The sequence below is a fragment of the Micromonospora sp. NPDC051196 genome, assembly GCF_040682415.1.
GTDB lineage: Bacteria > Actinomycetota > Actinomycetes > Mycobacteriales > Micromonosporaceae > Micromonospora.
In genome coordinates, this window is the sequence record NZ_JBFBAY010000005.1 from 184,557 (window position 1) to 210,426 (window position 25,870).

The 25,870-nt window shown below is 72.8% G+C and carries 27 protein-coding genes; 12 read left to right on the top strand and 15 right to left on the bottom strand.

Annotated elements, in window-relative coordinates; translation table 11 throughout:
* Positions 1-41: 41 nt before the first annotated feature.
* Positions 42-866 carry a SigB/SigF/SigG family RNA polymerase sigma factor gene (locus AB0M35_RS13105; RefSeq protein ID WP_363744807.1) on the bottom strand — a complete coding sequence of 275 codons (825 nt, stop codon included), beginning with the start codon at positions 864-866 and terminating at the stop codon, positions 42-44.
* A gap of 340 nt (positions 867-1,206) precedes the next feature.
* Here AB0M35_RS13105 and AB0M35_RS13110 point away from each other — a divergent pair, with 340 nt between their 5' ends.
* Entirely contained in the window at positions 1,207-1,335 is a 129-nt protein-coding gene (locus AB0M35_RS13110) for a hypothetical protein (RefSeq protein ID WP_363744809.1), read from the top strand.
* A 54-nt stretch (positions 1,336-1,389) separates the two neighbouring features.
* On the opposite strand, the gene AB0M35_RS13115 is transcribed toward AB0M35_RS13110, so the two are convergent.
* The 5 genes from AB0M35_RS13115 to AB0M35_RS13135 all read right to left on the bottom strand — a co-directional run bounded on the left by AB0M35_RS13115 (position 1,390) and on the right by AB0M35_RS13135 (position 7,554).
* On the bottom strand, positions 1,390-2,379 hold the full coding sequence (locus AB0M35_RS13115) for a pirin family protein (protein WP_363744811.1): 990 nt from the start codon (positions 2,377-2,379) through the stop codon (positions 1,390-1,392).
* 11 nt (positions 2,380-2,390) lie between these two features.
* Positions 2,391-2,867 carry a MarR family transcriptional regulator gene (locus tag AB0M35_RS13120; protein WP_363744812.1) on the bottom strand — a complete coding sequence of 159 codons (477 nt, stop codon included), beginning with the start codon at positions 2,865-2,867 and terminating at the stop codon, positions 2,391-2,393.
* 172 nt (positions 2,868-3,039) lie between these two features.
* Positions 3,040-3,627, bottom strand: a complete 588-nt coding sequence (locus AB0M35_RS13125) for a general stress protein (RefSeq protein ID WP_363744814.1) — start codon at positions 3,625-3,627, stop codon at positions 3,040-3,042.
* A gap of 195 nt (positions 3,628-3,822) precedes the next feature.
* On the bottom strand, positions 3,823-5,208 hold the full coding sequence (locus tag AB0M35_RS13130; protein WP_363744815.1) for a glycoside hydrolase family 6 protein: 1,386 nt from the start codon (positions 5,206-5,208) through the stop codon (positions 3,823-3,825).
* A 228-nt stretch (positions 5,209-5,436) separates the two neighbouring features.
* The gene (locus tag AB0M35_RS13135) at positions 5,437-7,554 is read right to left on the bottom strand and encodes a SpoIIE family protein phosphatase (RefSeq protein ID WP_363744817.1); all 2,118 of its coding nucleotides are present in this window, start codon (positions 7,552-7,554) and stop codon (positions 5,437-5,439) included.
* A gap of 189 nt (positions 7,555-7,743) precedes the next feature.
* Here AB0M35_RS13135 and AB0M35_RS13140 point away from each other — a divergent pair, with 189 nt between their 5' ends.
* A complete protein-coding gene (locus AB0M35_RS13140) occupies positions 7,744-8,586 on the top strand; it encodes a hypothetical protein (RefSeq protein WP_363744819.1) in 843 nt (280 codons plus the stop codon).
* 52 nt (positions 8,587-8,638) lie between these two features.
* Here AB0M35_RS13140 and AB0M35_RS13145 read toward each other — a convergent pair whose 3' ends face one another.
* The 6 genes from AB0M35_RS13145 to AB0M35_RS13170 form a co-directional block, all read right to left on the bottom strand.
* Positions 8,639-9,013: a DUF6401 family natural product biosynthesis protein gene (locus tag AB0M35_RS13145; RefSeq protein WP_363744821.1), complete on the bottom strand. Its 375-nt coding sequence runs from the start codon at positions 9,011-9,013 to the stop codon at positions 8,639-8,641.
* Positions 9,014-9,267: 254 nt separating this feature from the next.
* Positions 9,268-9,480, bottom strand: coding sequence for a hypothetical protein (locus tag AB0M35_RS13150; protein ID WP_363744823.1), 213 nt, complete (start codon positions 9,478-9,480; stop codon positions 9,268-9,270).
* 114 nt (positions 9,481-9,594) lie between these two features.
* Positions 9,595-9,852 (bottom strand): hypothetical protein, encoded by a 258-nt coding sequence (locus AB0M35_RS13155; RefSeq protein WP_363744825.1) that lies wholly within the window; start codon positions 9,850-9,852, stop codon positions 9,595-9,597.
* Positions 9,853-10,026: 174 nt separating this feature from the next.
* On the bottom strand, positions 10,027-10,488 hold the full coding sequence (locus AB0M35_RS13160) for an SRPBCC family protein (protein ID WP_363744827.1): 462 nt from the start codon (positions 10,486-10,488) through the stop codon (positions 10,027-10,029).
* Between the two features lie 49 nt (positions 10,489-10,537).
* On the bottom strand, positions 10,538-10,954 hold the full coding sequence (locus tag AB0M35_RS13165; RefSeq protein WP_363744829.1) for a DUF2795 domain-containing protein: 417 nt from the start codon (positions 10,952-10,954) through the stop codon (positions 10,538-10,540).
* A gap of 46 nt (positions 10,955-11,000) precedes the next feature.
* Complete coding sequence (locus AB0M35_RS13170; protein WP_363744831.1) at positions 11,001-11,981, bottom strand: YihY/virulence factor BrkB family protein; 981 nt, start codon at positions 11,979-11,981, stop codon at positions 11,001-11,003.
* A 140-nt stretch (positions 11,982-12,121) separates the two neighbouring features.
* Here AB0M35_RS13170 and AB0M35_RS13175 point away from each other — a divergent pair, with 140 nt between their 5' ends.
* Complete coding sequence (locus tag AB0M35_RS13175) at positions 12,122-12,523, top strand: ChaB family protein (RefSeq protein ID WP_363744833.1); 402 nt, start codon at positions 12,122-12,124, stop codon at positions 12,521-12,523.
* An 80-nt stretch (positions 12,524-12,603) separates the two neighbouring features.
* Here AB0M35_RS13175 and AB0M35_RS13180 read toward each other — a convergent pair whose 3' ends face one another.
* The gene (locus AB0M35_RS13180) at positions 12,604-14,037 is read right to left on the bottom strand and encodes an aldehyde dehydrogenase family protein (protein WP_363744835.1); all 1,434 of its coding nucleotides are present in this window, start codon (positions 14,035-14,037) and stop codon (positions 12,604-12,606) included.
* 69 nt (positions 14,038-14,106) lie between these two features.
* Between AB0M35_RS13180 and AB0M35_RS13185 the strand changes: the two genes are divergently transcribed.
* Entirely contained in the window at positions 14,107-15,720 is a 1,614-nt protein-coding gene (locus AB0M35_RS13185; protein WP_363744837.1) for an NAD(P)/FAD-dependent oxidoreductase, read from the top strand.
* A 6-nt stretch (positions 15,721-15,726) separates the two neighbouring features.
* Here AB0M35_RS13185 and AB0M35_RS13190 read toward each other — a convergent pair whose 3' ends face one another.
* Both AB0M35_RS13190 and AB0M35_RS13195 read right to left on the bottom strand, forming a co-directional pair.
* Positions 15,727-16,494 (bottom strand): polyprenol monophosphomannose synthase, encoded by a 768-nt coding sequence (locus AB0M35_RS13190; protein WP_363744839.1) that lies wholly within the window; start codon positions 16,492-16,494, stop codon positions 15,727-15,729.
* Between the two features lie 131 nt (positions 16,495-16,625).
* Positions 16,626-17,072, bottom strand: a complete 447-nt coding sequence (locus AB0M35_RS13195) for an SRPBCC family protein (protein ID WP_363744841.1) — start codon at positions 17,070-17,072, stop codon at positions 16,626-16,628.
* A 228-nt stretch (positions 17,073-17,300) separates the two neighbouring features.
* Here AB0M35_RS13195 and AB0M35_RS13200 point away from each other — a divergent pair, with 228 nt between their 5' ends.
* Genes AB0M35_RS13200 through AB0M35_RS13235 form a run of 8 tightly spaced genes read left to right on the top strand, consistent with a single transcriptional unit; the run spans position 17,301 to position 25,832 of the window.
* The gene (locus AB0M35_RS13200) at positions 17,301-18,905 is read left to right on the top strand and encodes an HAD-IIIA family hydrolase (RefSeq protein ID WP_363744843.1); all 1,605 of its coding nucleotides are present in this window, start codon (positions 17,301-17,303) and stop codon (positions 18,903-18,905) included.
* Positions 18,902-19,873 (top strand): glycosyltransferase, encoded by a 972-nt coding sequence (locus AB0M35_RS13205; RefSeq protein ID WP_363744845.1) that lies wholly within the window; start codon positions 18,902-18,904, stop codon positions 19,871-19,873. The genes AB0M35_RS13200 and AB0M35_RS13205 overlap by 4 nt, the downstream gene beginning before the upstream one ends.
* Positions 19,864-21,081, top strand: a complete 1,218-nt coding sequence (locus AB0M35_RS13210; protein ID WP_363744847.1) for a glycosyltransferase — start codon at positions 19,864-19,866, stop codon at positions 21,079-21,081. The genes AB0M35_RS13205 and AB0M35_RS13210 overlap by 10 nt, the downstream gene beginning before the upstream one ends.
* Complete coding sequence (locus AB0M35_RS13215) at positions 21,078-21,785, top strand: SIS domain-containing protein (protein ID WP_363745217.1); 708 nt, start codon at positions 21,078-21,080, stop codon at positions 21,783-21,785. Before AB0M35_RS13210 ends, AB0M35_RS13215 begins: the two co-directional genes overlap by 4 nt.
* Before the next feature lie 10 nt (positions 21,786-21,795).
* Positions 21,796-23,223, top strand: coding sequence for a PfkB family carbohydrate kinase (locus tag AB0M35_RS13220; RefSeq protein ID WP_363744849.1), 1,428 nt, complete (start codon positions 21,796-21,798; stop codon positions 23,221-23,223).
* On the top strand, positions 23,220-23,915 hold the full coding sequence (locus AB0M35_RS13225) for an SDR family oxidoreductase (RefSeq protein WP_363744851.1): 696 nt from the start codon (positions 23,220-23,222) through the stop codon (positions 23,913-23,915). Before AB0M35_RS13220 ends, AB0M35_RS13225 begins: the two co-directional genes overlap by 4 nt.
* A complete protein-coding gene (locus AB0M35_RS13230; protein ID WP_363744853.1) occupies positions 23,912-24,865 on the top strand; it encodes a glycosyltransferase family 9 protein in 954 nt (317 codons plus the stop codon). Before AB0M35_RS13225 ends, AB0M35_RS13230 begins: the two co-directional genes overlap by 4 nt.
* Complete coding sequence (locus tag AB0M35_RS13235) at positions 24,849-25,832, top strand: DNA topoisomerase IB (RefSeq protein ID WP_363745219.1); 984 nt, start codon at positions 24,849-24,851, stop codon at positions 25,830-25,832. Before AB0M35_RS13230 ends, AB0M35_RS13235 begins: the two co-directional genes overlap by 17 nt.
* Positions 25,833-25,870 lie beyond the last annotated feature (38 nt).

The following is a 25,870-nucleotide window of genomic DNA, read 5'->3' on the forward strand; positions in this document are numbered from 1 at the left end:
GTGGCCGGGCCCGCCGGCCCGGCCACCGTCGCCACCCCCTCCTAGTACGTCCCGTCGAGCTGCCCCCGCAGCTTCGTCAGTGCCCGGGCCAGCAGCCGGGACACGTGCATCTGCGACACGCCGATCTGCTCGGCGATCTGCGACTGGGTCAGGTTTCCGTAGAAGCGCAGCGTCAGGATCTTCTGCTCGCGCTCGTCCAGCGTGGCCAGTGCCGGCCCCAACGCCACCCGCAACTCGGCCAGCTCGAACTCGCTGTCCTCGCCGCCGAGCATGTCGCCGAGTTCGGTCGCCCGGTCGCCGTCGCCGGTCGGCGTGGACAGCGACACCGCGTTGTACGCGCGGGCGCCCTCCAGGCCCTCCAGGACCTCTTCCTCGGTCAGCTTGAGGTGGGCGGCGATGTCGGCCACCGTCGGCGAGCGGCCCAGGGTTTGCAGCAGTGAGCTGTTGGCGTCCGAGATGGCCAGGCGTAGCTCCTGCAACCGCCGGGGCACCCGGATGTCCCAGGTGCGGTCGCGGAAGTGGCGCTTCAGTTCGCCGATGATGGTGGGGATCGCGTAGCCGGCGAAGTCGACGCCTCGCGTGGGGTCGAACTTGTCGATGGCCTTGATGAGGCCGACCGCCGCGGTCTGGGCCAGGTCGTCGGTCGGCTCACCCCGCCCGCTGTAGCGGTGTGCGAGGTGGTTGGCCAGCGGCAGCCATGCCTCGATGGCCCGGTCGCGCAGCGCGGCGCGGGACGGATGCCCGGCGGGCAGCGCGGCCATCGCGTTCAGCAGGTCGGTGGCGCTGTCGGTGAGTGCTCGCGGGTCCAGCTTCGTAGCCGCGGTTGCCGGCGCGGTCGCCGCTTCGCTGATCGTTGGCGCGGTCATGGTGGTCCTCCCTGCACCTCGTCCGCGGATAAAAGACGTGACGCTTCGGTTGGGCGCTGTTGGTACGTTCGGGAGTCACCATAGCCTGATAGTGCCGCAGAAATCTAGCCGAAAGTACGATGTCTTTAAGTGATTTAACATCTGATACTAGTGCAAATCGCCCACCACTGAGGAACTTCACCTCGTGGTGAACAGCCGTAGGTCGCTGCTATCCACGCGAGGTCGGCGGCTGGCGCGTGCGTGGGCTCGCGATTGGGTGGGGCGGTGAAGGTTTCCGGCGGCCCAGACGGGTAACTCAGGGCCGGATCGGCATTCACCCCTACCTCGAGGAGGCCGCACCATGCCCGGCGAGACGACGAGCGCCGTGACCGAGCACCGCGAGCAGGCGGTGGAGGGGGAGCGGGGAGCGCTGTTGGCCGTACTGGTGATGGTGCTACTCGGCGTGGCCGGCATCTTCGCCGTTTCCTGACCAGCGGGGGCGCCCCGGTCGCATCGGGCGCCCCCACCCCTGTCGGAGGTCGGGTCAGGGCCGCGAACCCTGGCCGTCGGTGTGCGGCAGCCGCTCCGCCGGGATCACCCCGAGTCGACCGGCCTGGTAGTCCTCGAAGGCCTGGATCAGCTCGTCACGGCTGTTCATCACGAACGGGCCGTACTGTGCCACCGGCTCCCGGATCGGCTGACCACCCATGATGTAGAGATCCAGCGTCGGAGTGCGGCTGTCCTGCCGGGCGTTGGCCTTGAACCGCAACGCGTCGCCCGGGCCGTGCACCGCCAGCTGCCCGGTCCGTACGCCCCGCCCGTTGGCGCCGACCGTGCCGCGCCCGCCCAGCACGTAGACCAGGGCGTTGAAGTCGGGCCGCCAGGGCAGGTCGACCTGCGCCCCCGGCTCGACCGTCACGTGGGCGACGGTGATCGGGGTGTACGTCGAGCCCGGTCCACGGTGCCCGGCGATCTCACCGGCGATCACCCGGATCAACGCGCCGCCGTCCGGCGTGGTGAGCAGAGCGGCCTCGTTGCCGCGGATGTCCTGGTATTTCGGCGGGCTCATCTTTGCCACCTTGGGCAGGTTGACCCAGAGTTGGGTGCCGTGGAACAGGCCGCCGCTGACGACCAGGTGCTCCGGCGGCGCCTCGATGTGCAACAGGCCGCTGCCTGCCGTCATCCACTGGGTGTCGCCGTTGGTGATCGTGCCGCCACCGCCATGGGTGTCCTGGTGTTCGAAGATCCCGTCGATGATGTAGGTGACGGTCTCGAACCCCCGGTGCGGATGCCAACTGGTGCCCTTCGGCTCGCCTGGGGCGTACTCCACCTCGCCCATCTGGTCGAGGTGCAGGAACGGGTCCAGCTCGCTGGTCGGTACCCCGGCGAAGGCCCGGCGCACCGGGAAGCCCTCGCCCTCGAAGCCGCTGGGTGCGGTGGTCAGCCGACGGACCGGGCGGATGACAGTGGTGGACTCGTCGAGCCTGGGCAGCCGGGGCAGGACGAGGACGTTGTCGACGGTGATCGCGGGCATCGAAGGCTCCTTCAACGGTCGCTGTGAGCGGGGCTGGCGGTTCCGTGCAGCCGCTGGCCGAGTCGGGTGAAAATCCTGGTCAGGAAGGCGATCTCGGCGTCGTCGAGGTCGTCCATCAGGTGCATGCGTACCGAGTGCAGGTGGTGCGGGGCCGCCTCGCGCAGGGCCAGCAGGCCGGCGGCGGTGAGCACCGCCTCGCTGCCCCGCCCGTCCTGCGGACACGGCTGTCGGGCCACCAGGCCACGCCGTTGCATCGACGAGATCTGGTAGGTCAATCGGCTGGGGGAGAAGACCAGCCGGCCGGCCAGCTCGCCCATCCGCAGGCGTTGCCCGGGAGCCTCGCTGAGCAGCACGAGCACGTGGTAGTCGGCGAGGCTCAGCCCGCTGGTGTCGCGCAGGTCGTCCTCCAGTCGGGTGAGCAGCCGCTGACTGGCCTCGATGTACGCCCGCCAGGCGGTGAGGCGGTCGTTGCTCAGGCTCTCGGTCATGGCCCCAAGGTAGCACGCTATTAAAATTTGAACAACATCGGTTGGTCCCTGGTCATCCCATGGTCAAGCGGAATCCAAGGAAAGGTGTTGAAGGTTTGAATGAGCCCCCGACCGCGCCCTGCCGGGGCGGTCGGGGGCGGTCGGACGCGGCCGCGTCCGTCGACGGGAGTACTCAACCCGCGGTCTGCGGGGCACGCCCACCCAGGTGCAGCCGGCCCAACAGTTGACGGGCCTGTTCGGCCACGTCCGCGTCGACGATCACGGCGTACTGGTTGGCGCGCAGCGAACTCGCGGAGGTGAAGTCCCGCTTGCCGCCCGTCATCGCGTGCGCGACAGCACCGAACACCGCGCCCCAGATGGCCCCGATGACCAGGCCGGCCAGGATCACCGCGATCCAGTTGCCGATGGTGAAGATGCCGAACAGCAGGCCGATGAACAGACCGAACCAGGCACCCGTGCCGGCGCCGATCAATCCCGCACGCGCGGTGGTCATCCGCCCCAGTACGGTCTCCACCAGGGTCAGGTCGGTGCCCACGATCGCGCTGCGCTCCACCGGGAACCGGTTGTCGGCCAGATGGTCCACCACCCGTTGGGCGGAGGGATAGTCCGGGTAGGCCCCGATCGTCACGGTCGGCTGGCCGACCTGCGGACCGTGTCCGTCGCCGCTGGGTGCCGCGGTCCGGCCACCCGGGCCCGACGGGAGGGTGCCGCCGCCGGTCACGCCCGGCTGCCAGGCCGGGGGATTCGACTGTGTGGTCATGGGTCTCCTCCTTCGTCGTCGAACGCGTTCCCGCCGGACGGCAGCGGTAACGCGCTCGCGCCGGCCGGCTGGCGGCACCGGCGCCGGAGGTGACCGGGGACCCGGATCCGTCGCCAGGAGGCCGACGGAGGTGAAAAGGGCGTAGGCCCCTCGCCGGTGCCCGAAGGCGGTGGCGAGGGGCCTACGCGGTTGCGATCAGGTGCAGTTGGTGCCGTTGAGGGCGAAACCGCTCGGTGCCGGCAGGCTACTGCCGCTGTAGGTGCCCTGGAAGCCGACGCTGAGCGTGCCGCCGCTGGGCAGGCTGCCGTTCCAGTCGGCGTTGCGGACCGAGATCCGGTCGCCGGACTGGCTCCACACGCCGTTCCAGCCGTTGCTCAGCCGCACCCCGGAGCCGGCCGTGAAGGCCAGGGTCCAGCCGTTCACCGCGCCACCGCGGTTGGTCACCCGGATCTCGGCGGTGAAGCCACCGGTCCAGGTGTTCGGGGTGAACGTCACCGTGCAACCTCCGCCCGGCGGCGGGGTGGTCGGCGGCGGGGTGGTCGGCGGCGGGGTGGTGGGCGGCGGGGGCGTGGTGGGGCCGGGCGTGGTGGGCGCGGGCGTGGTGGGCAGCGGCCCGGCCGCGATCGCCAGGTCGTACGCCCGCTGCGGCACGAACTGGCCGGCGGCGGCGATGCAGCCGTCAGCCTCGCCGGGCAGCTTCACCCAGAGGAAGGCGTCGATCGCCGAGTCGCCCGTGTTGGTGGTGCTCGGCGTGCCGATCGCCCGCCCCGGCGGGTCGCACCACTCCGAGCCGGCAGGCCCGTTGCCGTTGCGGCTGGTGTCGATGACCGCCTTCAGGCGGGAGATCCCGGTGGCCGCGATGATCGACTTGGCGTACGAGACCTCACCGGCGGTGCTCCGGTAGTTCGACACGTTCACCGAGATGCCGTCGGCGCTGTTGGCGATGTCCGCAGCGAGCAGCCGGTTGGCGGCCTCGCCGGCAGAGAGCCAGCCGCCGTGGCCGATGTCGTAGTAGACCTTCGCCGCCGAGGAGGCGCGCTTGAGGGCCTTGCCGGCGTACGCCATCGAGGCCCGGACCTCGGCCTGCTGGTTGCCGTCCATGCAGCTGGTCATGATGGGGAGCACGTCCGGCTCCAGGATGATGGTGGCCGGTCGGCCCTGCAGGCCGGCTGCCACCTGGTCCACCCACTGGCGGTAGGCGCTGTGGTTGGGCGCGCCGCCACCGCTGTGGTTGCTGCAGTCGCGGTTGGGGATGTTGTAGACCACCAGGATCGGGATCTTGCCCGCTGCCGCGGCGGCGCCGACGAACTGGCTCACCTCCCCCTGCACGGTCGAGGTGTTGGTGGTGGTGTACCAGCGGGGCTGCGGCACGCTGGCGATCCGGTCCCGGATCACGGCGGCCCGGGAGTCGTTCGGGTTGGCCGCCACCCAGCGGGCGGCGCTGGTCTGCGGGTCCACGTAGAAGGCGGAATCGGCAGCCGCGGCGGGTGCCGCCAACAGCGCGCCCACGCCGACGGTGGCAGCGACGGTGAGTGCCGTCGTCACCGCGCCGACCACGGCGAACGTGCTTCGGGGTCTCATGGTCTGCTCCTCGGATACATCGAAAAAGTTGCGTGGAAGCGCTCCCACATGTCCGCCAAGGTACGGGCCCGTTGCGAAATTGTGAAGACCTTCCGGAAGCATCGATGTCTTTCGGTGTGCGCCATGGCCTGGCCCGCCACCCGGATCGCGACCGCGGCCTGGCCCGGGGTACATAAGATCACCGGATGACTGCGGACCGGACAGGCGTCGTGGTGGAGTTGGCCTGAGCTACTGCGGCGGGGTCAGGATCTCGAACCAGACCGTCGATCCCCGCACGGTGGGATCGGTGCCCCAGGCGTCGCTCAACTCCTCGATCAGGCCCAGCCCACGGCCCCGGCTGCTCAGCGTGTCCGTCCGGGTCCGGGTGACGGTGCCGCGTGAGCCCGAGTCGGCCACCGACACGAGCAGGCGCTCCGGGCTGAGATCGATCTCCACCCGGGCCGCCGTGCCGGCGTGCAGCAGGGCGTTGGTGGTCAACTCGCTGGTGCACAGCACCGCCGCACCGATCACCGACTCGGCCACCCCCCACTCGGTGAGTTGGGCGGTCATCCAGTGCCGCACCCGGCTCGGCGCCGTCGGCTCGGCCGGTACCTCCATCCGGGCCGACCGGCTCGGCCGCAGCGCGTACTCGACGGCCAGCACGGCCACGTCGTCCTCGGTGGCACCGGGTACCGCGGCGGTGGCGGCGGCGCACAGCGCCCGGGGATCACCGCTGTGTGCCCCGGCCACCGACTCGGCCAGCCGGGCCAAGCCGCGCGAAAGCCCCTGGCGCCGCCGTTCCACCACGCCGTCGCTGAACAACAGCAACGTGTCGCCGGGCGGGAAGGCGACCGTGCAGGTCGCCGGGCGGTAGCCGACGCCCAGCGGCGCGCCGACCGGCACCTGCACGTACTCGGCTCTCGGTTCGCCGCCGGACGAGCAGCGCCGGATCAGCGGCGCCGGGTGCCCCGCGCTGGCCAGGGTGAGCAGTTCACGGGCGACGTCGATGACCCCGAACGCCACGGTGACGAACAGTTCGTGCGTGCCGGCCTCGGCACCCAGGCTGCTGACCAGACGGTCGAGCCCGATGAGCACCTGATCGGGGCGCGGGTCGTTGAGGGCCAGCGCCCGCAGGGCGGCGCGTACCTGACCCATCCGGGCGGCGGCCTGCACGTCGTGTCCGGCGACGTCACCGAGCACCACGCCCAGGTCACCGGTGGGCAGCACGAAGGCGTCGTAGAAGTCGCCACCCGCGGCGTTGCCGTCGACACCCGGGTCGTAGCGCGCCGCGATCCGTAGCCGGGGCAGGCCCGGCAGGTTCTCCGGCAGCATGCTGCGCTGCAACAGCTGGGCGGTACCGTGCTGGGTCTCGAAGCGGCGGGCCCGCTCGGTGGCCTGACCGACCAACTCGGCCGACGCCGCCAGCAACGCCCGCTCCTGCGCCGACCAGGGGTGCGCGGACCGATAGCCGACGGTGAGGGCGCCGCGTACCACGGCGGCGCTCAGCGGCACCGCTGCCAGGGCCCGGATCTTCTGGTCGTGGCGGTCGGCGGCGACCTCGCGCAGCGGCTCGCCGTCGTCGGTGTAGCCGGCCAACCCGGTGCGGGCGCTGGCCACCGCCGGGGCCTGCCAGTCCGCCGGCCCGCGCCGCCACAGCGGGGGGAGCCGTTCGTCGGCCTCGTCGACCAGTTCGCCCCGTACCCGCCGGGCCATCCGCCAACCGCCACCGTCGTCGACGGTGAAGCAGACCCGGTCGGCGTCGAACGAGGTGATCGCGTAACGCAGCGCGACCCGGGCGACGTCGTCCAGGGTGAGGGTGCCGGACAGTGCCGCGGCGAGCTCGCTGAGCCCCTGCAACTGGCGGATCGCCGGGTTGGTTTCGGTGATCACGGACAGCACCCCGACGATCCGACCACGGCTGTCCCGGACCGGGGAACAGGCCCGGACGTACACGGCCTGGTGTTGCGCGGTGGCCCGGCGCAGCGGCAGCGTCACCTCCCGCTCCAGGAACGGTTCGCCGGTGCGGTAGGTGTGCTCGACGACGTCACCGATGCCCGGCATCGGCCACACCTCGGCGAAGACCTGCGGCGCGGGCTGCCCGAGGGCCTGGGGATGCTTGTCGCCGATCAGGTCCGCGTACGCGTCGTTGTAGAGCAGGAAGAACTCGTCGCCCAGGTGCAGCGCCATCGGTGCGGGCGAGGCGAGCACGATCTCGGCGGCGGCCCGCACAGCCAGGTCCCAGTACTCCGGGGGGCCGAGCCTGCTGTCACTCCACCGGTGCCGGTCGACCATGCCGGTGACGCCGGGCACCCGCGCGCTCGGGACGGGGCCTGTTGGCGTGGGGACTCGCCCGACCGTTCCTGGCATGACAGCAGCCTAGTCCGGCCATCCGAACAGTGTTTCGATCATGCGTCGCGGTACCCGGTCCTCAGGACGTAAGTCCAGGTCAGGGCAGGTGTGTGGCGATCTGTCGAGAAAAAGGAGGCGATCGACGCGGCGTGCTGCCCGAGGGAAGGGGTAAGCGCGCGGGGCAGACCATGCGACAGGAGGGACATCATGCCGGAAACCTTCGCGGCCAGGCAGGTCGACATCGGCAACGCCGTGGCCGACATGTGGAGGTCGGTGCTGCTGTTCGTACCGAGGGCCATCGCGTTCATCGCGATCCTGGTGGTCGGATGGCTCATCGCCAGAGCCGTGCTCAAGATCGTCGATGCGGCCCTGGAACGGGTGGGGTTCGACCGGGCGGTCGAACGGGGTGGCATCAAGCGGGCACTGGAGCGAACGAAGTACGACGCCAGTGACATCCTGGCGAAGTTGGCGTACTACGCCGTTCTGCTGTTCACATTGCAGTTCGCGTTCGGCGTCTGGGGGCCCAACGCGATCAGCAACCTGATCTCGGGTGTGGTGGCCTGGCTGCCGCGCGCGTTCGTCGCGATCGTCATCGTGGTGATCGCCTTCGCGATCGCGAACGCCGTACGGGACATCGTCAGCGGGTTCCTGGGCGGCCTGTCGTACGGCAAGGTGCTGGCCGACCTGACAGCCTTCTTCGTGATCGCCCTGGGTGTGATCGCGGCGCTGAACCAGGTGGGCATCGCCACCACCGTGACCACGCCGGTGCTCGTCGCGGTACTCGCCACGGTGGCCGGCATCCTGATCATCGGCGTCGGTGGCGGTCTCGTCCGGCCGATGCAGAACCGCTGGGAGGACTGGCTGCGCCGGATCGCCGATGAGTCGCGGGCCGTTCGTGAACAGCGGCAGGGCGCTGCTGCCGGTCGCGGTGACACCCAGCGGCAGATGGCCGACCGGGCCGGTGCCGAGCGGAGTCAGGCGATGGCCGGTGGCCGGGCGACCCACCAGTCCGGCTCCGCGAGCGAGCAGACCCAGCAGTTTCGGACCTGAGGACGGCAGCGAACCGCAACGGGTGTCCGTCGACGGCGGGCACCCGTTGCCGTCACAGCGGCGGCGGCTGCGGGGCCGGGGTGTCGAGGGCGGCGGTCAACGCGCAGACGGCGAGCAGGCGCACCAGCACCCAGTCGGCCTCCGACCAGTCGACCGGGTCCGTTGGCGGCTGCCAGCCGTGTTCGCCGGCTGCGGCGCGTACGCCCTCGGCGTAGCCGGCGAGGGCGGCGGCGGTCAGCGGGCGCTGGTCACCGTGCAGGCTGGCGCGTACCGCGGCGGCGTGCTGGTCGACGACCGCGAGCAGCCCGGGCAGCTGGCTGGCGGCGGCCAACCCGTCGAGCCCGACGGCGTTGGCGAGCCCCACGAGGGTGGTTCGCGTCGCGTCGACAGCAGTGGAGGCGGGAACCTGGTCCGGGGGCACGCGCATGGGGAACGAATCTAACCAACCTGGACCGGCCGCGTCCTCGTCCACTCGGCTGGCCGGCGCATCCACCACTGGTCGCCGCCGGTTGTCCGGGCGTTCCAAGTCGGTGCGGACCGGGCACGGGACGCCGCCGCAGACGGTGCGTCCGGCCCCAGGAAGGGACGAAGCGGACCAGCGGCGACACCCCGGGCCGTCGGCCAGGGTGACCGATCACACAGCCCCCGACGACCCGGGTGGCCGGGCCTTCGGGGGGCGATTCAGTCGGACGAGCGGGCGTCAGCGGGACGCCGGCGGGCGGCGTCGTCGGCGATGATCACAGTGGCCACCATCAGCGCGACGCAGAGGCTGAACAGCCAGGAGCTGTCTGCGACCAACCGGGCGGAGACGGGTGCCTGCACGGCGGCGAGGAGGAAGCCGAGCCATGCCAGGCGGCGCTGACGCGTGGTGAGGAAGCCGGAGCCCTGATGCATTCCGAAAGTCTTGCGCGCATCGACGGCATTGCCGTCAGCCGAACGGCCGATTCTGGCCGAGCTGTCCGAATTTCCGACCGTCCGGCCGGAGTCTCCGCCCCGGCGGAGCGGGCATCACATGTTGTCGGGTCCGGTCCGGCCGGTGGTCGACGGGCGGTAACCCCGCTCCGGGTCCGTCGGCTCCAGGTTGCTGCCGGGCACGGCCCGGCCGCGATCGGCTGGCTCTGGGCCGTGCCCGAAGGCGGCCTCCTCACCGGCGTCGTTGGCGGTCACGTCCTCGGCCTGCCCGTCGAGCGTGTTGCGGGCCACGGCCCGGTCCAACTCCTCCAGCGAGAGCCGCTCCTCTTTGCGCCACGTCCTGTCGTCCGTCATGCCTTCAGCGGTACCCCCGCCCGGTCGCCGCAAACGGGAGCCACCCACCCGCCACCCGCGCCGACGTCCGCCGCACGCAACAAAACGGTGCCCAGCCTGCACGGCGACCGCCGGTGTGCTGCGCACGGCGACAGCCGCCGGTGGTGACACCGGCGGCCGTCGACGAGATCATGCTCAGGGCTGCGGCCGGTCGACCTTGCCGCGCCAGGCGCCGGTCTCCTGGCCGCGCCGCTCGATGAACTGCTTGAATCGTTGCAGGTCACCCTTGGCCCGCCGGTCGACCACGCCGAGCTTGTCACCGGCCTGCTCGATGACACCGTGCGGGTCGAACTCCAGTTGCAGGCTGACCCGGCTGCTCTGCTCGTCGAGTCGGTGGAAGGTCACCACACCGGCGTGCTGGGTGCCGCCGGTCGAGCGCCAGGCCACCCGCTCGTCAGGCAACTGCTCGGTGATCTCGGCGTCGAACTCCCGCTTGACCCCGGCGATCTCGACGGTCCAGTGGGTCATCGTGTCGGAGATCTGGTGTACGGACTCCACGCCCTCCATGAAGTGGGGGAACTCCTCGAACTGAGTCCACTGGTCGTACGCCGTCCGCACCGGGACGGCCACGTCGACATGTTCGGTAACGCCACTCATCAGCATTCCTCCCTGCGCCGGCGGGGGTGGCGGACCGGGGCGGCCCGCCTCACCAGCGCGTCGTCTCGTTCTTGTGCCCCAGCGCTGCCCACACCTCGGACACCGTCTGGTACCGGATGCCGTCCGGCAGGCGCTCCAACGCGGCGAGCACGTCGTCGGGTGCCTCGTTCTCCCGCGCGTTGGCGAGCAACGTGTCCCGGTCACCGGGCAGGGCGGTCATCGTGATGAACCGCCCGAGCCGACTCCGTGCCTCGACGTCCTCGGAGGTCATTCCCTGTGGGGTGCCGCTGCGCAGGTCACCGGCCGGCGCAGTGGTCGCCTCCGGCTGGTCCTCGCCTGCGGGCTCCGGCACCCGGGACTCGTCGACCCGCGAGCCACCGGTCCCCGGCCCCTGTACCAGGCCGCTGACCTCCTGGCTCATCTGCTCGTCGACTCTCGGTGCGTGCTTGCTGCTGCCGCGATCCATGTCTTCTGCGCTACCCGGCGGGGCGGGTGGTAAACCCGGCAACCAGTCACGAACCGGCCGGTGATCGTGGCGGCAGTACCGGTTCCGTGGGGTCGCCGGCGCCGGACTGGATCACCCGGCCACGCTGAAGCTCGGCGTTGATCTGGACCCCGAGCATCAGCGCCGAGTTGGACAGGTAGAGCCAGACCAGGAACGCGATGACCGCGCCGAGACTGCCGTAGGTGGCGTCGTACGAGCCGAAGTTCGCCACGTACAGGCCGAAGCCGAAGGACGACAGCATCCAGGCGAGCAAGGCCACCGCGCCGCCGGGGGTGAGCCAGCGGAACCGGGGCTGGCGTACGTTCGGCGCGGCCCAGAACAGCAGGGACAGCAGCAGCATGGCGATCATCGCCAGGGCCGGCCACTTGGCCACGGCCCACGCCGTGCGGGCCGCACCGCCGGCGCCGAGCAGATCACCGACCGCGTCCGCGACCGGGCCGCTGACGATCAGACCGGCGGCGACCGTGGCGAGCAGGACCAGCGACAACGCGGCGAGCCCGAGCTGCATCGGGCGCAACCGCCACACCGGCCGTCCCTCGGTCACACCGTAGATCGCGTTCGAGGCGCGGGTGAACGACGCGATGAAGTTCGAGGCCGACCAGAGGGCGCCGAACAGGCCGAAGCTCAGCAGGACCCCGGCCGAACTGTTCTGGTCCACCACTGCCCGGACCGCACCGACGAAGCCCTCGTTGCCCACCACTGAGCCGGCACCGACGCCACGGGCCAGATCCAGCACGGTGTCGACGGTGCGTTCGCCGTCGGAAACGAGACCGACCAGGGCGACCACCACGACGGTGGACGGAAACAGCGCGAGTACCCCGTAGTAGGTGAGCGCGGCAGCCCAGTCCGTGCAGTTGTCCCGCAGGTAGTTACGGCCGCTGCGGATCAGCACGCCGCGCCAGGTCGACCAGTGCAACTGGCGGATCCGGCGGGGCAGCGGCGAGGTGGGGACTTCGGCCGGCGGGATGTCCGGGTTGGTCGTCGTCATCACCGCTCCCTCGCAGTAGCCGACCCGTTCGGGTGGCCCGGCCGGTACCCGGCGGCGAGTGTCGGCAAACCGGCCGCCGGTTAGCCGGCGGCACCTGCGGGAACGCCACCAGGAACGTTCGCCGACGACAGGAGGACGAGATGCCCGGGCGCGAGGTACTGCCCAGCACGCTGCGGCGCTCCCCGGAGAAGGCCCAGCGCACCTGGGAGAAGACGCACGATTCCGCGGTGGAGACCTACGGCGAGGGGGAGCGGGCGCACCGTACCGCCTTCGCCGCCGTGAAGCACCGGTTCGAGAAGGTGGGCGACCACTGGGAACCCAAGGGGCGCACGGGCCCCAGTGATCAGCAGGCCGCAGGCGGCGGCCCGGAGCGCCGGGCACCCACCGCCGGTGGCGTGGACGCGAACGCTCCCAAGGAACACCTCATGGAGGTGGCCCGGAAGCTGGACGTGCGGGGCCGGTCGAGCATGACCAAGCCGGAACTGGTCAAGGCCATCGAGAAGGCCAACGACCGGCAGACCCGCAAGGCCCGCGGCGACTGAGGTCGTGCAGGCCCCGGACCGAGCCGCATCGAGGGGTCCCGGTCGAAGTCAGGCGTACGGCCTGCGACCGGGACCGCCGCTCACCAGTGCCCGCCGCCGGGCGCCTCGATGTGCACCGCCTTGGTGGCGGTGAACTCGTCGAGCAGTTCCGGTCCGTAGCCGAACCCCTCGCCGCTGCCCCGACGCGGATGGGCGGCACCGGCCGGGGCGCCGCCGAAGACCGCGTTCACCTTCACGGTGCCCACCGGCAACTCCCGCCAGGCCCGCTGGGCGTGGCTCATCGATCCGGTCAGTACCGTGGCGGCCAGCCCGTACGGCGAGTCGGCGGCACACCGCAGCGCCTCGCTGAACGAGTCGACCACCACCACCGGTGCGACCGGCCCGAAGGTCTCCTCACGGACCAGGGTCAGGTCGTGCCGGCAGTTGTCGACCACGGTGGCGGGATAGAAGGCACCGGGACCTTCCGGCAGGGTGCCGCCGGCGCGGATCCGGGCACCGTCGGCCGCCGCCGCGGTGACCTGCCCGTGCACCTGGTCACGGTGGCGCCGGTCGACCAGCGGACCGAGTTCGGTGGCCGGGTCCCGCCCCGGCCCGACACGCAGCGCCGCGGCCCGCTCGACCAGCGCGTCGACGAAGTCCTCGGCGACGTCCCGGTGTGCGTAGATCCGTTCCACCGCGACACAGATCTGCCCCGCGTTGGCGAACGCGCCCTGTGCCGCCTGGGCGGCGGCCCAGATCGGGTCGACGTCGGCGTCGACGATCATCGGGTCACTGCCGCCGTTCTCCAACAGCACCTTGGCGCCCCCGGCAGCGGCGGCCGCCGCGATGGCCCGGCCGGTGGCGGTGGAGCCGACGTGCGCCACCACATCCACCTCGGCGGCGGCCAGCGCCGCGCCCGTGGCGGGCCCACCGGTGAGCAGCGACAGCACCCCGGCCGGCAGCGCGGCGTCGAACGCCCGAGCCAACAGCCAACCCGTGGCCGGAGTACGTTCGCTCGGCTTGTGCAGCACCACGTTGCCGGTGACCAGTGCCGCGCCGAGCAGCCCGCAGGCCACGGCCACCGGATCGTTCCACGGAGTGATGACGGCGACCACGCCGCGCGGCTCGGGGGCCATGAAGTCGATGGCGGCGGTATCGCCGTGCAGGGTACGGCCACCTCGCGCGGGGGCCAGTTCGGCGTACTGGCGCAGGGTGGCGATGCCGGCATCGACCCCGGCGCGGGCGTCACCGAGGGGCTTGCCCATCTCGGCGGTGGTCGCCTGGGCGAGTTCGTCGGCGGCCTCGGCCACCGCGTCGGCGGCGCGGTGCAGGGCCGCCGCCCGCTCCGCCGGTGCCGTCGCCGCCCATTCCGCCGCCACCCCACGGGCCGCCGCCACGGCTTTGCCGACCTCGTCGGCCGTCGCCATCGGTGCGGTGGTCACCCGGCTGCCGTCGGCCGGGTCGCACACCACCAGTTCGCCGTCGTCCCCGCCCCCCCCCCACACCCCACCGATCAACTGCGCAACCGTGTACATGGGCGGTGGATGCCCCGGGCCGGGGCCGGCAAACGTTTCGCCCAGTTGTCTGCGGGGTAGCGTTCCTGGATGATTTCGCCGGGTTCCACCGGTTCCGAGCAGGCGGACGCCGTCGTCATCGGAGCAGGACACAACGGGCTGGTCGCCGCCAACCTCCTCACCGACGCCGGCTGGGACGTGCTGGTGCTGGAAGCGACCCAGGTGCCCGGCGGGGCGGTGCGCTCGGCCCAGGTCACCGCGCCGGGCTACCTGAGCGACCTCTACAGCTCCTTCTACCCGCTCGGCTACGTCTCGCCGGTGCTGCGCGCCCTGGAGTTGCAGCGTCACGGGCTGGTCTGGCGGCACGCCCCGGACGTGCTGGCGCACCTGTTCCCCGACGGGCGGGCGGCACTGCTCAACCGCGATCCGGCGGTCACCGCAGCTTCTCTGGAAGAGTTCGCACCCGGTGACGGGCAACGGTGGCTGACCGCGTACGACCAGTGGCAGCAGGTCGCCGAACCGATGATCGACGTGATCACCACGCCGTTCCCGCCGGTACGAGGTGGGCTGGACCTGCTGCGTCGACTGCACGTCAGCGGCTCGCTGCGGCTGGCTCGGCGGATGGTGCTGCCGGTACGCCGGCTCGGCGCGGAACTGTTCTCCGGCGTGGGCGGCACCGCGCTGCTGGCCGGCTGCGCCCTGCACACCGACCTGTCCCCCGAGGAGGCCGGCTCCGGCGTGTACGGCTGGCTGCTGGCGATGCTCGGGCAGCAGGTCGGCTGGCCGGTGCCGGTCGGTGGGGCACAGAAGATCACCGACGCGCTGGTGGCCCGGCTGACCGAGCGGGGTGGCCGGATCCTCTACGGCGCCCGGGCGGACCGGGTGCTGACCGCCCGGGGCCGGGCGGTGGGCGTACGCACCGTCGGCGGAAGGCTCTGGCGGGCCCGCCGGGCAGTGCTGGCCGACGTGCCCGCGCCCGCGCTCTACCTGGATCTGGTCGGCGCTGCGGCGCTGCCGCCCCGACTGGTGGCGGATCTGGAGCACTTCCGCTGGGACGGCTCGACGCTGAAGGTCGACTGGGCGTTGTCCGGCCCGGTGCCGTGGCGCGACCAGCGGCTGTCCACCGCCGGCACCGTGCACCTCGGCGCGGACCTCGACGGGCTGACCGGGTACGCCGCCGCACTGGCCCGCGGCGAACTGCCGCGCGACCCCTTCCTGCTGCTCGGGCAGATGTCGGTGGCCGATCCGAGCCACTCCCCGCCGGGCACCGAGTCCCTCTGGTCGTACACCCATCTGCCGTTTCGCCGCGACTGGCGGGCCGACGAACTCATGACGCACGTCGAGCGGATGGAGGCGGTGCTGGAGGCCGCCGCCCCCGGCTTCCGGGAACTGGTCGTCGGTCGGCACGTGGCCGGGCCGGCCGAGTTGGAGCAGGCCAACCCGAGCCTGGTCGGCGGGGCCCTGGGGGGCGGCACCGCCGCGCCGTACCAGCAACTGTTCCTGCGTCCGGTCCCCGGGCTGGGCCGTGCGGACACCCCCGTCGACCGGCTGTTCCTGGCCAGTTCGTCGGCCCACCCCGGAGGCGGGGTGCACGGCGCGCCCGGCGCGAACGCCGCCCGGGCCGCACTGGCCCGCGACGGCGTCCTACGCGGAGAGCTCTACCGCCGGGCGGTACGCACCGCGCATCGCGCGATCTACCGCTGACCGGGCTCAGCGCTCGATGTGGCGATGCCGGGTACGCAGCTTGAACGGCATCAGCGCGCTCTCGATCTTGGTGGCGGTGGTCATCTTCGAGGCCCCGTCACGCCGCTCCTCGAACCGGATCGGCACCTCGAGGATGGTGTGCCCCAGCTTCGTGGCCAGGTAGTGCATCTCCACCTGGAAGCTGTAGCCGTTGGACTGGACCCGTTCCAGCCCGATGTCGCGCAGCGCGTCGGCCCGCCAGATCTTGAAGCCGGCGGTCAGGTCCCGGATCCGCACCCGCAGCAGGGTGTGCACATAGAGGTTGGCCCAGCCGCTGAGAGCCCGGCGGTACAGCGGCCAGTTCTCGTCCAACTCGCCACCGGGGACGTACCGCGACCCGATCACCACGCCGGCCTGGGTGGACAGCAGGGCACCGAGCATGCCGGGCAGCGCCTCCGGCGGGTGCGACAGGTCGGCGTCCATCTGGGCCACGTACTCCGCGCCACCGTCGAGGGCACGGCTGATCCCGTCCACGTAGGCCCGCCCGAGGCCCTCCTTGCCCGGCCGGTGCACCACCTCGATCCGTTCGGGGTGCTCGATGGCCAGCTTGTCGGCGACCTCACCGGTGCCGTCCGGCGAGTTGTCGTCGGCGACCAGCACCTTCAGGCCGGGTAGCGGCAGAGCGAGGAGTCGCTCGACCAGCGTCGGCAGGTTGCCGGCCTCGTTGTAGGTCGGCACCACGACAGTCAGGCGCGCGTCCCGCCACGGCGAGGGTAACTGGACGGGTTCGATCATGGGGGACATCCTCGGTCTGCGAACAGGGTCCTTCAGAGAGTAGCCACTTGCCCCTTCCGGGGTGAAATGGCTCCCCCGCCCGGTGTGGCCCGCTCTGCCGCACGGGATCGGTCGAGGCACGGAAGGGCCGGTCAGTCCGGGCTCTTCTGCCGGCGCGCGATGTCCGAGAGCCGGTTGAGGGTCTCCTTGTTGCGCAGGTGCAGCACCAGGTCGTTGAGTTTGGTGCGTACCCAGCGCAGCGGGCCGGCGGCGAAGTCCTCGCCGAGCAGCACCCGGGTCGCGTCCGGGCCGACCGGTTCGAGGGTGAACACCACGACCGCCTCACCGGCGGGCCAGAGCTTCACCCGCAGCACGAGCTTGCGTTCCGGCTCGCACTCCAGCACGAGGGAGGAGTCCTCCAGGGAGAACGGCCAGGGTCCGGCGCGGTGGTGCAGCCGGGTGCCGACCGCGGGCCAGGCGTCGTCCACGTTTCGCATGTGGGCGGTGCCGACCACCCAGTCGCTGTAGGTCCACCCGTCCGCGAGGACCGCCCAGACCTGCCGGACCGGGGCCTCGATCACCCTCTGCACGATCGCCACTGGTTGTCCGTACCCACGAGGCCACGCCGGCTAACGGCACGGCCGGGTTAGCTTCTCCGGGGCGACGGGTAAGGCCACCGCTGGCGGCGCCCGCGAGGCCGCCGACGCGCGGCACCGTCCGCCGCGTCGCAGTCGACGTTTACTCCTCGGGGCGCCGGGAACCCGCCGCCCGTGCGAGGGGACCGTGGGGATCCGGATAAGCGCAGGTCAGCCGAGGTGCTGGCCGGCGTGGAACGGGCCGGTTGCCCGACCGTGCTGTTCGACGCGGTGCTGCTGGACCGCGACGGCACCCTGATCGAGGACGTGCCGTACAACGGTGATCCGGACAAGGTGCGGGCCATGCCCGGCGCCCGCGCGGCGCTGGACCGGCTGCGCTCCGCCGGCCTGAAAGTCGCCGTGGTGACCAACCAGTCCGGACTGGCCCGGGGCCTGTTCACCGAGGCGCAACTGGATCGGGTGCACCGCCGGATCGAGGAGCTGCTGGGGCCGTTCGACAGCTGGCAGGTGTGCCCGCACGACGACGGCGACGGCTGCGCCTGCCGCAAGCCGGCGCCGGGCCTGGTGTACGCCGCCGCCGAGGCGCTGAGCACCGTGCCGGCCCGCTGCGCCCTGATCGGTGACATCGGACGCGACGTCACGGCGGCGCTGGCCGCCGGTGCGGCGGGCATCCTGGTACCGACGCCGGTCACCCGGCCCGAGGAGATCGCCGGGGCGCCCTGGGTGGCCGACGACCTGCCGTCGGCGGTCGCGGAGATCCTGCGGCGCCAGGAGGCGCTGCAATCGACGAGCACCGCCGGCCGCGCCGCCAGGGGCCGGACCGTGCTGGTGGTGCGCTCGGACTCGGCGGGCGACCTGCTGGTGACCGGGCCGGGGATCCGGGCGGTCGCCGCCGGGGCGGACCGGGTGGTGCTGCTCTGCGGTCCGCGCGGCCGGGCCGCCGCCGACCTGCTGCCCGGCGTCGACGAGGTGGTGGAGCACCGGCTGCCGTGGATCGACCCCGCACCCGATCCCGTCGACCCGACGGAGATGACCGCGCTGGTGGCCCGGCTCGCCGCCGTGGACGCCGACGAGGCGGTCATCTTCACCTCCTTCCACCAGTCACCGCTGCCGTTGGCGCTGCTGCTGCGGATGGCCGGCGTCGCGCGGATCGCCGCGATCAGCGACGACTACCCCGGTTCGCTGCTCGACGTGCGGCACCGGGTACCGGCCGGCGTCCCGGAGGCCGAGCGCGCCCTGTCGCTCGCCGCTGCGGCGGGCTACCCACTACCGCCCGGCGACGAGCCGAGACTGCGGTTGCGGCCGGCGCCGCCGCCCCCACCCGAGGCCGGCGAGCCGGGGTACGTGGTGCTGCACCCCGGATCGGCGGCACAGGCCCGAGGATGCCCGCCGGAGCTGGCCGAACGGATCGCCCGGGAACTGGTCGACGCCGGTCACCGGGTGGTGGTCACCGGCGGTCCGCAGGAACGCGACCTCACCGCCCGGGTCGCCGGTGCACACGCCGTGGACCTCGGCGGCCGGACCGGGCTGGTCGAGCTGTCCGCGGTGGTCGCGGCGGCCGGCGCGGTCGTGGTGGGCAACACCGGCCCGGCGCACCTGGCCGCCGCCCACGAGGTGCCGGTGGTCAGCCTCTTCGCCCCCACCGTCCCGTTCGGTCAGTGGGGACCCTGGCGGGTGCCGACGGTACGCCTCGGCGACGCCACGGCCGCCTGCCGTGACACCCGGGCCGCGCGCTGCCCGGTACCCGGGCACCCCTGCCTCAGCCGGGTCGAACCCGATGCGGTCCTCACCGCCCTGCGGTTGCTGGCCGTGCCGAGCGGCGGGAGCGGCCGGTGAACATCCTGCTCTGGCACGTGCACGGCTCCTGGACCACCTCCTTCGTGCACGGCAAACATCGCTACCTGGTCCCGGCCACTCCGGACCGGGGGCCGTACGGCCTGGGCCGCGCCCGCACCTACACCTGGCCGGACAGCGCGACCGAGGTGAGCCCGGAACAGTTGCGCGGCGCCGAGGTGGACGTGGTCATCCTGCAACGCCCCGAGGAACTGGACCTGGCGGCCGAGTGGCTGGGCCGCCGCCCCGGCCGGGACGTGCCGGCGATCTACGTGGAGCACAACACCCCCAAGGACGGCGACGTCCCGCACAGCCGCCACCCCATGGCCGACCGGGACGACCTGCTGATCGCGCACGTGACCGCGTTCAACGAGCTTTTCTGGGACACCGGGGCGACCCGGACCACGGTCGTCGACCACGGCATCGTGCCGCCGGCGGTGGAGTACACCGGTGAACTGGACCGGCTGGCCGTGGTGATCAACGAGCCGGTACGCCGGTGGCGGGTCACCGGCACCGATCTGCTGCCCCGGTTCGCCGAGATCGCCCCGCTGGACGTCTTCGGCATGAAGGTGGCCGGGCTGGCCGACCATCTCGGGCTGCCCGCCGACCGGCTGACCAGCCACGACGACGTGCCGCAGCACCGGATGCACGCCGAGTTGGCGCGGCGCCGGGCGTACCTGCACCTGTGCCGGTGGACCTCGCTCGGGCTGAGCCTGATCGAGGCGATGAGCATCGGCATGCCGGTGGTCGCATTGGCCACCACCGAGGCGGCGATGGCGGTGCCACCGGACGCCGGTGCGCTCTCCACCCGGGTCGACACCCTGCTGGCGGCGGCCGGCCGCTTCGTCGCGCAGCCGCAGCAGGCCCGCCGGGCGGGCCGCGCGGCCCGTACCGCCGCCCGGGAGCGCTACGGCCTCGACCGATTCCTCGCCGACTGGGACCGGCTGCTGGAGGAGGAAGTATGCGGATAGCGATGATCTCGGAGCACGCCAGCCCGCTCGCCATCCTGGGCGGTGAGGACGCCGGCGGCCAGAACACGCACGTCGCGGAGCTGTCCGCCGCGCTCGCCGCCGCCGGACACGACGTACGGGTCTACACCCGGCGCGACGCGGTCGACCTGCCGGTGACCGTACGCAGTCCGGACGGCTACGACGTGGTGCACGTGCCGGCCGGGCCGGCCGAACCGGTGGCCAAGGACGCGCTGCTGCCCCACATGCGACCGTTCGGTGCGTGGCTGGTGGACCGCTGGCGCGGTGGCGACTGGACGCCCGAGGTGATCCACGCGCACTTCTGGATGAGTGGACTGGCCGCACTCCAGGCCGGCCAGCAGACCGGGATACCGGTGGTGCAGACCTACCACGCGCTCGGCACGGTCAAGCGTCGCTACCAGGGTGTGCAGGACACCAGCCCGGCCCGCCGCATCGGCTACGAACTCCAGCTCGGCCGCTGCGTCGACCGGGTCATCGCGCAGTGCCGGGACGAGGTCGGTGAGTTGGTCCGGATGGGGGTGCCCCGCTCGGCGATGACCGTCATCCCGTCCGGGGTGAACCTGGGCACGTTCGCCCCGCTGGGGCCGGCCGCCGAGCGGGAACCGGGCCGTGCCCGGATCCTCACCGTCGGACGACTGGTGGAGCGCAAGGGGTTCCAGACCGTGGTACGGGCCATGGCACACGTACCCGACGCGGAGTGCGTGGTGGTGGGCGGGCCGCCGGCCGGGTTGCTGGAGGCCGACCCGTACGCCCGGCGGCTGCGGGCCCTGGCCGGCAGCTGCGAGGTGGCCGACCGGGTCCGGCTGGTGGGCGCGGTGCCCCGGGAGGAGATGGGCCGCTGGTACCGGTCGGCGGACATCCTCGTCGCCGCACCCTGGTACGAGCCGTTCGGCCTGACTCCGCTGGAGGCGATGGCGTGCGGGGTGCCCGTGGTGGCCACCGCCGTCGGCGGCCTGCGGGACACCGTGGTCGACGGGGTCACCGGGGATCTGGTGCCGGCCCGGGATCCCCGGGCGCTCGGCGAGGCGCTGCGGCGACTGCTCGACGACCGGATCCGCCGGTTCGCGTACGCGGGCGCAGCCCGGGCCCGGGCCCGGCAGCACTACTCGTGGACCGTCACCGCCGAGCGGCTCGCCGAGGTCTATGCCGAGGTGGCCGCCGTACGTCGGCCGACCCGGGTGGTGGCCTGATGCCGGCGGCCACCCTGCTCGAACGGCACCTGGCGAACCTGGCCGCGGCGCTGCCGCCGTACCAGCGGTGCGAGCCGCTGCTTGCCAGGTGGGGTGCGACGTTGGCCCAACGGCTCATCGACGGTGGTCGGCTACTGGTGGCCGGCAACGGTGGCAGCGCCGCCGAGGCGCAGCACCTGACCGCCGAGTTGGTCGGCAAGTTGCGCGACGACCGTCAGCCGCTGTCCGCGATCGCCCTGCACGCCGAGACCTCGGCGCTGACCGCGATCGGCAACGACTACGGCTACGACGAGGTCTTCGCCCGCCAGGTCCGCGCCCACGGCCGGCCCGACGACGTACTGCTGCTGTTGTCCACCAGCGGCGGCAGCGGCAACCTGCTCGCCGCAGCCCGGGCGGGGCGGGAGGCCGGGCTGCGGTGCTGGGCGTTGACCGGCCCGGTCCCGAATCCCCTCGCCGACGCCTGCCACGAGGTGCTCGCCGTGGAGTCGCCGGACAGTCAGGTCGTGCAGGAGCTGCACCTGGTTTCCAGCCATCTGCTCTGCGAGTACGTGGAACAGGCGATGCCGGCCTGTGCGGGGAGCACGACACCGCGCTACGTCGAGCCGGAGGTGCCGGCGGCCTCGGGTGCGCCGGCGGTGGGCCCGGTGCGGGCGGGTGTCGAAGTGGTGCTGGACGGCGGCGCCGGACGGCCGGTCGAGGCGTGAGGAGACGAGCGTGACAGGACCCGTGGTGGTGCTCGGCGACACCCTGCTCGACCGCGACGTCGAGGGCGTGGTCAACCGGCTCTGTCCGGATTCACCGGTGCCGGTGCTCGACGAGATCGCACACGTCGACCGGCCGGGCGGCGCCGGGCTGGCCGCCGTCTTCGCCGCAGCGCAGGGCGCCGAGGTGGTCCTGGTCACCGCGCTGGCCGACGACGCCGGTGCGGCCCGCCTCGGTGTGCTGCTGGCCGCCGCCGGTGTGCAGGTGTATCCGTTGCGGCTGACCGGGGCCACGCCGGAGAAGATCCGACTGCGGGCGGGTGGACGGGTGCTGCTGCGACACGACCGGGGTGGTGGCGCCGCTGAGCCGGGCGAGCCGGCGGAGGCCGTGCTGCGGGCGATCGACCGGGCTTCGGTGGTGCTGGTCAGCGACTACGGCCGGGGGGTGGCACGCCAGCCGGCGTTGCGGGCGGCCCTGGCGGCGACCCGGGCGCCGGTGGTCTGGGATCCGCACCCGCGCGGACCGGCGGCGGTGCCCGGGGTGCACCTGGCGACGCCGAACGAGGCGGAGGTGCGGGAACTGGTGGAGGCGCCGGCCGGGGCGACCCGGCTGGCCACCGCCGCCGAGGGTGCCGAGCGGCTGCGGCAGCGGTGGCGGGCGGGCGCGGTCGCGGTGACGCTGGGCGCCGACGGTGCCCTGCTCAGTCATGCCGGCTCGACCCCGTTGATGGTGCCCGCACCGGTCGCCGCCGAGGGGGACACCTGCGGCGCCGGGGACCGGTTCGCCGCCACCGCCAGCCTCGCCCTGGCCGGTGGGGCACTCGTCTCCGAGGCGGTGCGCGAGGCGGTGACCGAGGCGTCGGCGTACGTGGCGGACGGGGGCGTGGCCACGGCGCTGCCACCGCCGGTACGGCGGGCCCCGCAGCCGGTGCACGCGGCCGCTGCCGGGGACCGGGTCGGGGTGGCCGCGGCCGCCGCCGTGGTGACCCGGGTCCGGGCCGCCGGTGGCACGGTCGTCGCCACCGGCGGCTGTTTCGACCTGCTGCACGCCGGTCATCTGGCCACTCTCCAGGCCGCCCGGCAGCTCGGTGACTGCCTGGTGGTGTGCCTGAACTCCGACGCCAGCGTCAGTGGGCTGAAGGGGCCGGAGCGGCCGGTCATCGGGCAGACCGACCGCAGTCGGCTGCTGGCCGCGTTGAGCTGCGTCGACGCGGTCGTGATCTTCGAGGAGTCGACCCCGGCGGCGGCGCTGTCCTGGCTGCGACCGGACATCTGGGTCAAGGGCGGGGACTACGCGACCGGTGGTGCCGACGGTGAGGCGCTGCCCGAGGCGGAGATCCTGCGCCGCTGGGGCGGTCACAGCGTGGTGGTGCCCTATCTGGACGGCCGCTCGACCACCGGACTGATCGCCGCGACCCGGGCCACCGGAGCACTGGCATGAGCGCGCCGGGAACCGGCCGGACGGTGCTGGTCACCGGCGGATCCAGCGGCCTGGGCGCGGCGGTGGTCGCGGCGGTGGCCCGATCCGGCGGCCGACCGCTGGTGCTCGACCGGCAGGCACCGGCCGACGGTGTGCCGTGGATCGAGTGCGACCTCGCCGACACCCGGGGTGCGGAGGAGGCCACCCGTCGGCTCGTCGAGCGCACCGGTGGACTCGACGCGGTGGTCACGGCGGCGGGCATCGACGTGCCCGGCCGGCTGGCCGACGTGCCCGGCGAGACGTGGGATCGGATCGTCGCCGTGGACCTGCTGGCCACCGCCGCGGTGATCCGGGCGGCGTTGCCGTTCCTGGAGGCGTCCCGGGGCCACATCGTCACGGTGGCCTCCACCCTCGGGGTGAAGGCGGTCAGCGACGCGACGGCGTACTGCGCGGCGAAGTTCGGCGTGGTCGGGTTCACCCGGGCACTCGCCGCCGAGCTGGCCGGGGCGGTGGGGGTGACCCTGCTGGTGCCGGGCGGGATGCGTACCGCCTTCTTCGACGACCGGGATGCGCAGTACCGCCCGGGGCCGGACGCGATCCTCAACGAGCCGGCCGACACCGCCGCCGCGATCATGTTCGCGCTGTCCCAGCCCGCCGGCTGCGCGGTCCGCGAGCTGGTCGTCTGCGCCGAGCGGGAGACCTCGTACCCGTGATTGTGGCCCTGCGTGCCCTGGGCGTCGGTGACCTCGCCACGGCGGTGCCGGCGTTGCGGGCGTTGCGGGCGGCGTATCCCGATCGGGAGCTGGCGCTGGCCGCGCCGGCCTGGCTCGGTCCGCTGGTCGAGCTGGTCGGTGGGGTCGACCGGCTGTTGCCGACCGCCGGACTGCACCGGCTGGAGCGGCCTCAGGCGGTGGTCGAGGTCGCGGTGAACCTGCACGGCCGGGGACCGGACTCGCATCGGCTGCTGGCCGGCGTCGGTCCCGGCCGGTTGCTCGCCTTCGCCAGCCCCGACGCCAGGCATCTCGACGGGCCGGCATGGGACGACGACGAGCACGAGGTGGCACGTTGGTGTCGTCTGCTGTCCGCCTACGGCATCGCGGCCGACCCGACGGACCTGGACCTGCGCCGGCCGGCACCCTCGAATCTGCCCACCGGCGTGACGGTGCTGCATCCCGGGTCGAAGGTGCCGGCCAAGCGATGGCCACCCGAGCGGTACGCGGCGTTGGCCCGCATCCTGACCGTGCAGGGGCACCGGGTCGTGTTGACCGGCAGCGGGCGGGAGCGTGAGACCGTCGTACGGGTCGCGGCCGAGGCGGGCCTGCCGCCCGACGCGGTGTTCGCCGGGCGTACCGACATTGCCGGGTTGGCGGCGCTGGTCGCGGACGCCCGCCTGGTGGTCAGCGGGGATACCGGGGTGGCCCACCTGGCCACCGGCTACCGCACCGCCTCGGTGGTGCTCTTCGGCCCGGTCCCGCCCACTCGATGGGGGCCGCCGCTGGAGCGGCGGCGGCACCGGGTGCTCTGGGCCGGCCCAGGGGCATGGCCGGACTGGGACGGGGTAGGTAGTCACCCCACGATGGCCGCGCTCGGTCTCGACCAGGTACTGGTGGCCGTCGACGAGGTGGAACGGGCGGTGCGTGCGGACCGTGCGGTTGCGGCGTAGCGATCCGGGCCGGCCGGGGTACGGACGTCGCCGGCGCGGCCAGGGTTGGTCGTACCTGGGGCCGGACGGCGCTGTGGTGCGCGATCCCGACGAGCTGGCCCGGTTGCGGGCGCTGGTCATCCCGCCGGCCTGGCGTGAGGTCTGGATCTCGCCGCACCCCAACGGGCACATCCAGGCCACCGGGATCGACGCCGCCGGCCGTAAGCAGTACCTCTACCACCCGGTCTGGCGGCAGCGTCAGGATCAGGCGAAGTTCGACCACGTGTTGGAGGTGGCCCGCCGGCTGCCGGTGCTGCGGGCGCGGGTCGGTCACGACCTGGCCGGGCGAGGGCTGCGCCGGGAGCGGGTGCTGGCGACGGTGACCCGCCTGCTGGACATGGGCACCTTCCGGGTCGGCGGCGACCAGTACGCCGTCGGGGACGATCCGACCTTCGGAGTGGCCACCCTGCGTCCCGAGCACGCCCGGTTGCGGCAGGGCTGTGTGGTCTTCGAGTTCCCCGCCAAGGGCGGCATCGAGCAGGTGCGGCTGGTCTCCGACCCCGAGCTGTGCCAGGTGCTGACCAACCTGCGTCGGCGCCGCCGCGCGGCCCAGCGGCTGTTCGGTTACTGGGATGGGCGGGACTGGCGTGATGTGCGCGCCGACGAGGTCAACGACTACCTGCGCGAGGCCAGCGGTGGGGAGATGACCGCGAAGGACTTCCGGACCTGGCACGCGACGGTACGGGCGGCGACCGAACTGGCCGCACTCGGTTCACCAAGTTCGGTGACGGCTCGGCGACGGGCGGTCGCGGGGGTGATGCGGGAGGTCGCGGAACTGCTGGGCAACACCCCGACGGTGGCCCGTACGTCGTACGTGGACCCGCGGGTGGTCGACCTGTTCCACGACGGTGTGCTGGTGTCGGTGGAAGGGCACGCGTCCCGCGACCAGGCCGAGCGGGCGGTGTTGACGCTGCTGGAGGGGGCCTGAGGGTGGATCAGCCTCGGGGCGAGCCCGAGGCGCGGGTG

What these genes read in the sequence shown, in the direction of transcription:
- AB0M35_RS13105 (WP_363744807.1), bottom strand. Translation starts at nt 866, where the DNA reads ATGACCGCGCCAACGATCAGCGAAGCGGCGACCGCGCCGGCAACCGCG.
- AB0M35_RS13110 (WP_363744809.1), top strand. Translation starts at nt 1,207, where the DNA reads ATGCCCGGCGAGACGACGAGCGCCGTGACCGAGCACCGCGAGCAGGCG.
- AB0M35_RS13115 (WP_363744811.1), bottom strand. Translation starts at nt 2,379, where the DNA reads ATGCCCGCGATCACCGTCGACAACGTCCTCGTCCTGCCCCGGCTGCCC.
- AB0M35_RS13120 (WP_363744812.1), bottom strand. Translation starts at nt 2,867, where the DNA reads ATGACCGAGAGCCTGAGCAACGACCGCCTCACCGCCTGGCGGGCGTAC.
- AB0M35_RS13125 (WP_363744814.1), bottom strand. Translation starts at nt 3,627, where the DNA reads ATGACCACACAGTCGAATCCCCCGGCCTGGCAGCCGGGCGTGACCGGC.
- AB0M35_RS13130 (WP_363744815.1), bottom strand. Translation starts at nt 5,208, where the DNA reads ATGAGACCCCGAAGCACGTTCGCCGTGGTCGGCGCGGTGACGACGGCA.
- AB0M35_RS13135 (WP_363744817.1), bottom strand. Translation starts at nt 7,554, where the DNA reads ATGCCAGGAACGGTCGGGCGAGTCCCCACGCCAACAGGCCCCGTCCCG.
- AB0M35_RS13140 (WP_363744819.1), top strand. Translation starts at nt 7,744, where the DNA reads ATGCCGGAAACCTTCGCGGCCAGGCAGGTCGACATCGGCAACGCCGTG.
- AB0M35_RS13145 (WP_363744821.1), bottom strand. Translation starts at nt 9,013, where the DNA reads ATGCGCGTGCCCCCGGACCAGGTTCCCGCCTCCACTGCTGTCGACGCG.
- AB0M35_RS13150 (WP_363744823.1), bottom strand. Translation starts at nt 9,480, where the DNA reads ATGCATCAGGGCTCCGGCTTCCTCACCACGCGTCAGCGCCGCCTGGCA.
- AB0M35_RS13155 (WP_363744825.1), bottom strand. Translation starts at nt 9,852, where the DNA reads ATGACGGACGACAGGACGTGGCGCAAAGAGGAGCGGCTCTCGCTGGAG.
- AB0M35_RS13160 (WP_363744827.1), bottom strand. Translation starts at nt 10,488, where the DNA reads ATGAGTGGCGTTACCGAACATGTCGACGTGGCCGTCCCGGTGCGGACG.
- AB0M35_RS13165 (WP_363744829.1), bottom strand. Translation starts at nt 10,954, where the DNA reads ATGGATCGCGGCAGCAGCAAGCACGCACCGAGAGTCGACGAGCAGATG.
- AB0M35_RS13170 (WP_363744831.1), bottom strand. Translation starts at nt 11,981, where the DNA reads ATGACGACGACCAACCCGGACATCCCGCCGGCCGAAGTCCCCACCTCG.
- AB0M35_RS13175 (WP_363744833.1), top strand. Translation starts at nt 12,122, where the DNA reads ATGCCCGGGCGCGAGGTACTGCCCAGCACGCTGCGGCGCTCCCCGGAG.
- AB0M35_RS13180 (WP_363744835.1), bottom strand. Translation starts at nt 14,037, where the DNA reads ATGTACACGGTTGCGCAGTTGATCGGTGGGGTGTGGGGGGGGGGCGGG.
- AB0M35_RS13185 (WP_363744837.1), top strand. Translation starts at nt 14,107, where the DNA reads ATGATTTCGCCGGGTTCCACCGGTTCCGAGCAGGCGGACGCCGTCGTC.
- AB0M35_RS13190 (WP_363744839.1), bottom strand. Translation starts at nt 16,494, where the DNA reads ATGATCGAACCCGTCCAGTTACCCTCGCCGTGGCGGGACGCGCGCCTG.
- AB0M35_RS13210 (WP_363744847.1), top strand. Translation starts at nt 19,864, where the DNA reads ATGCGGATAGCGATGATCTCGGAGCACGCCAGCCCGCTCGCCATCCTG.
- AB0M35_RS13225 (WP_363744851.1), top strand. Translation starts at nt 23,220, where the DNA reads ATGAGCGCGCCGGGAACCGGCCGGACGGTGCTGGTCACCGGCGGATCC.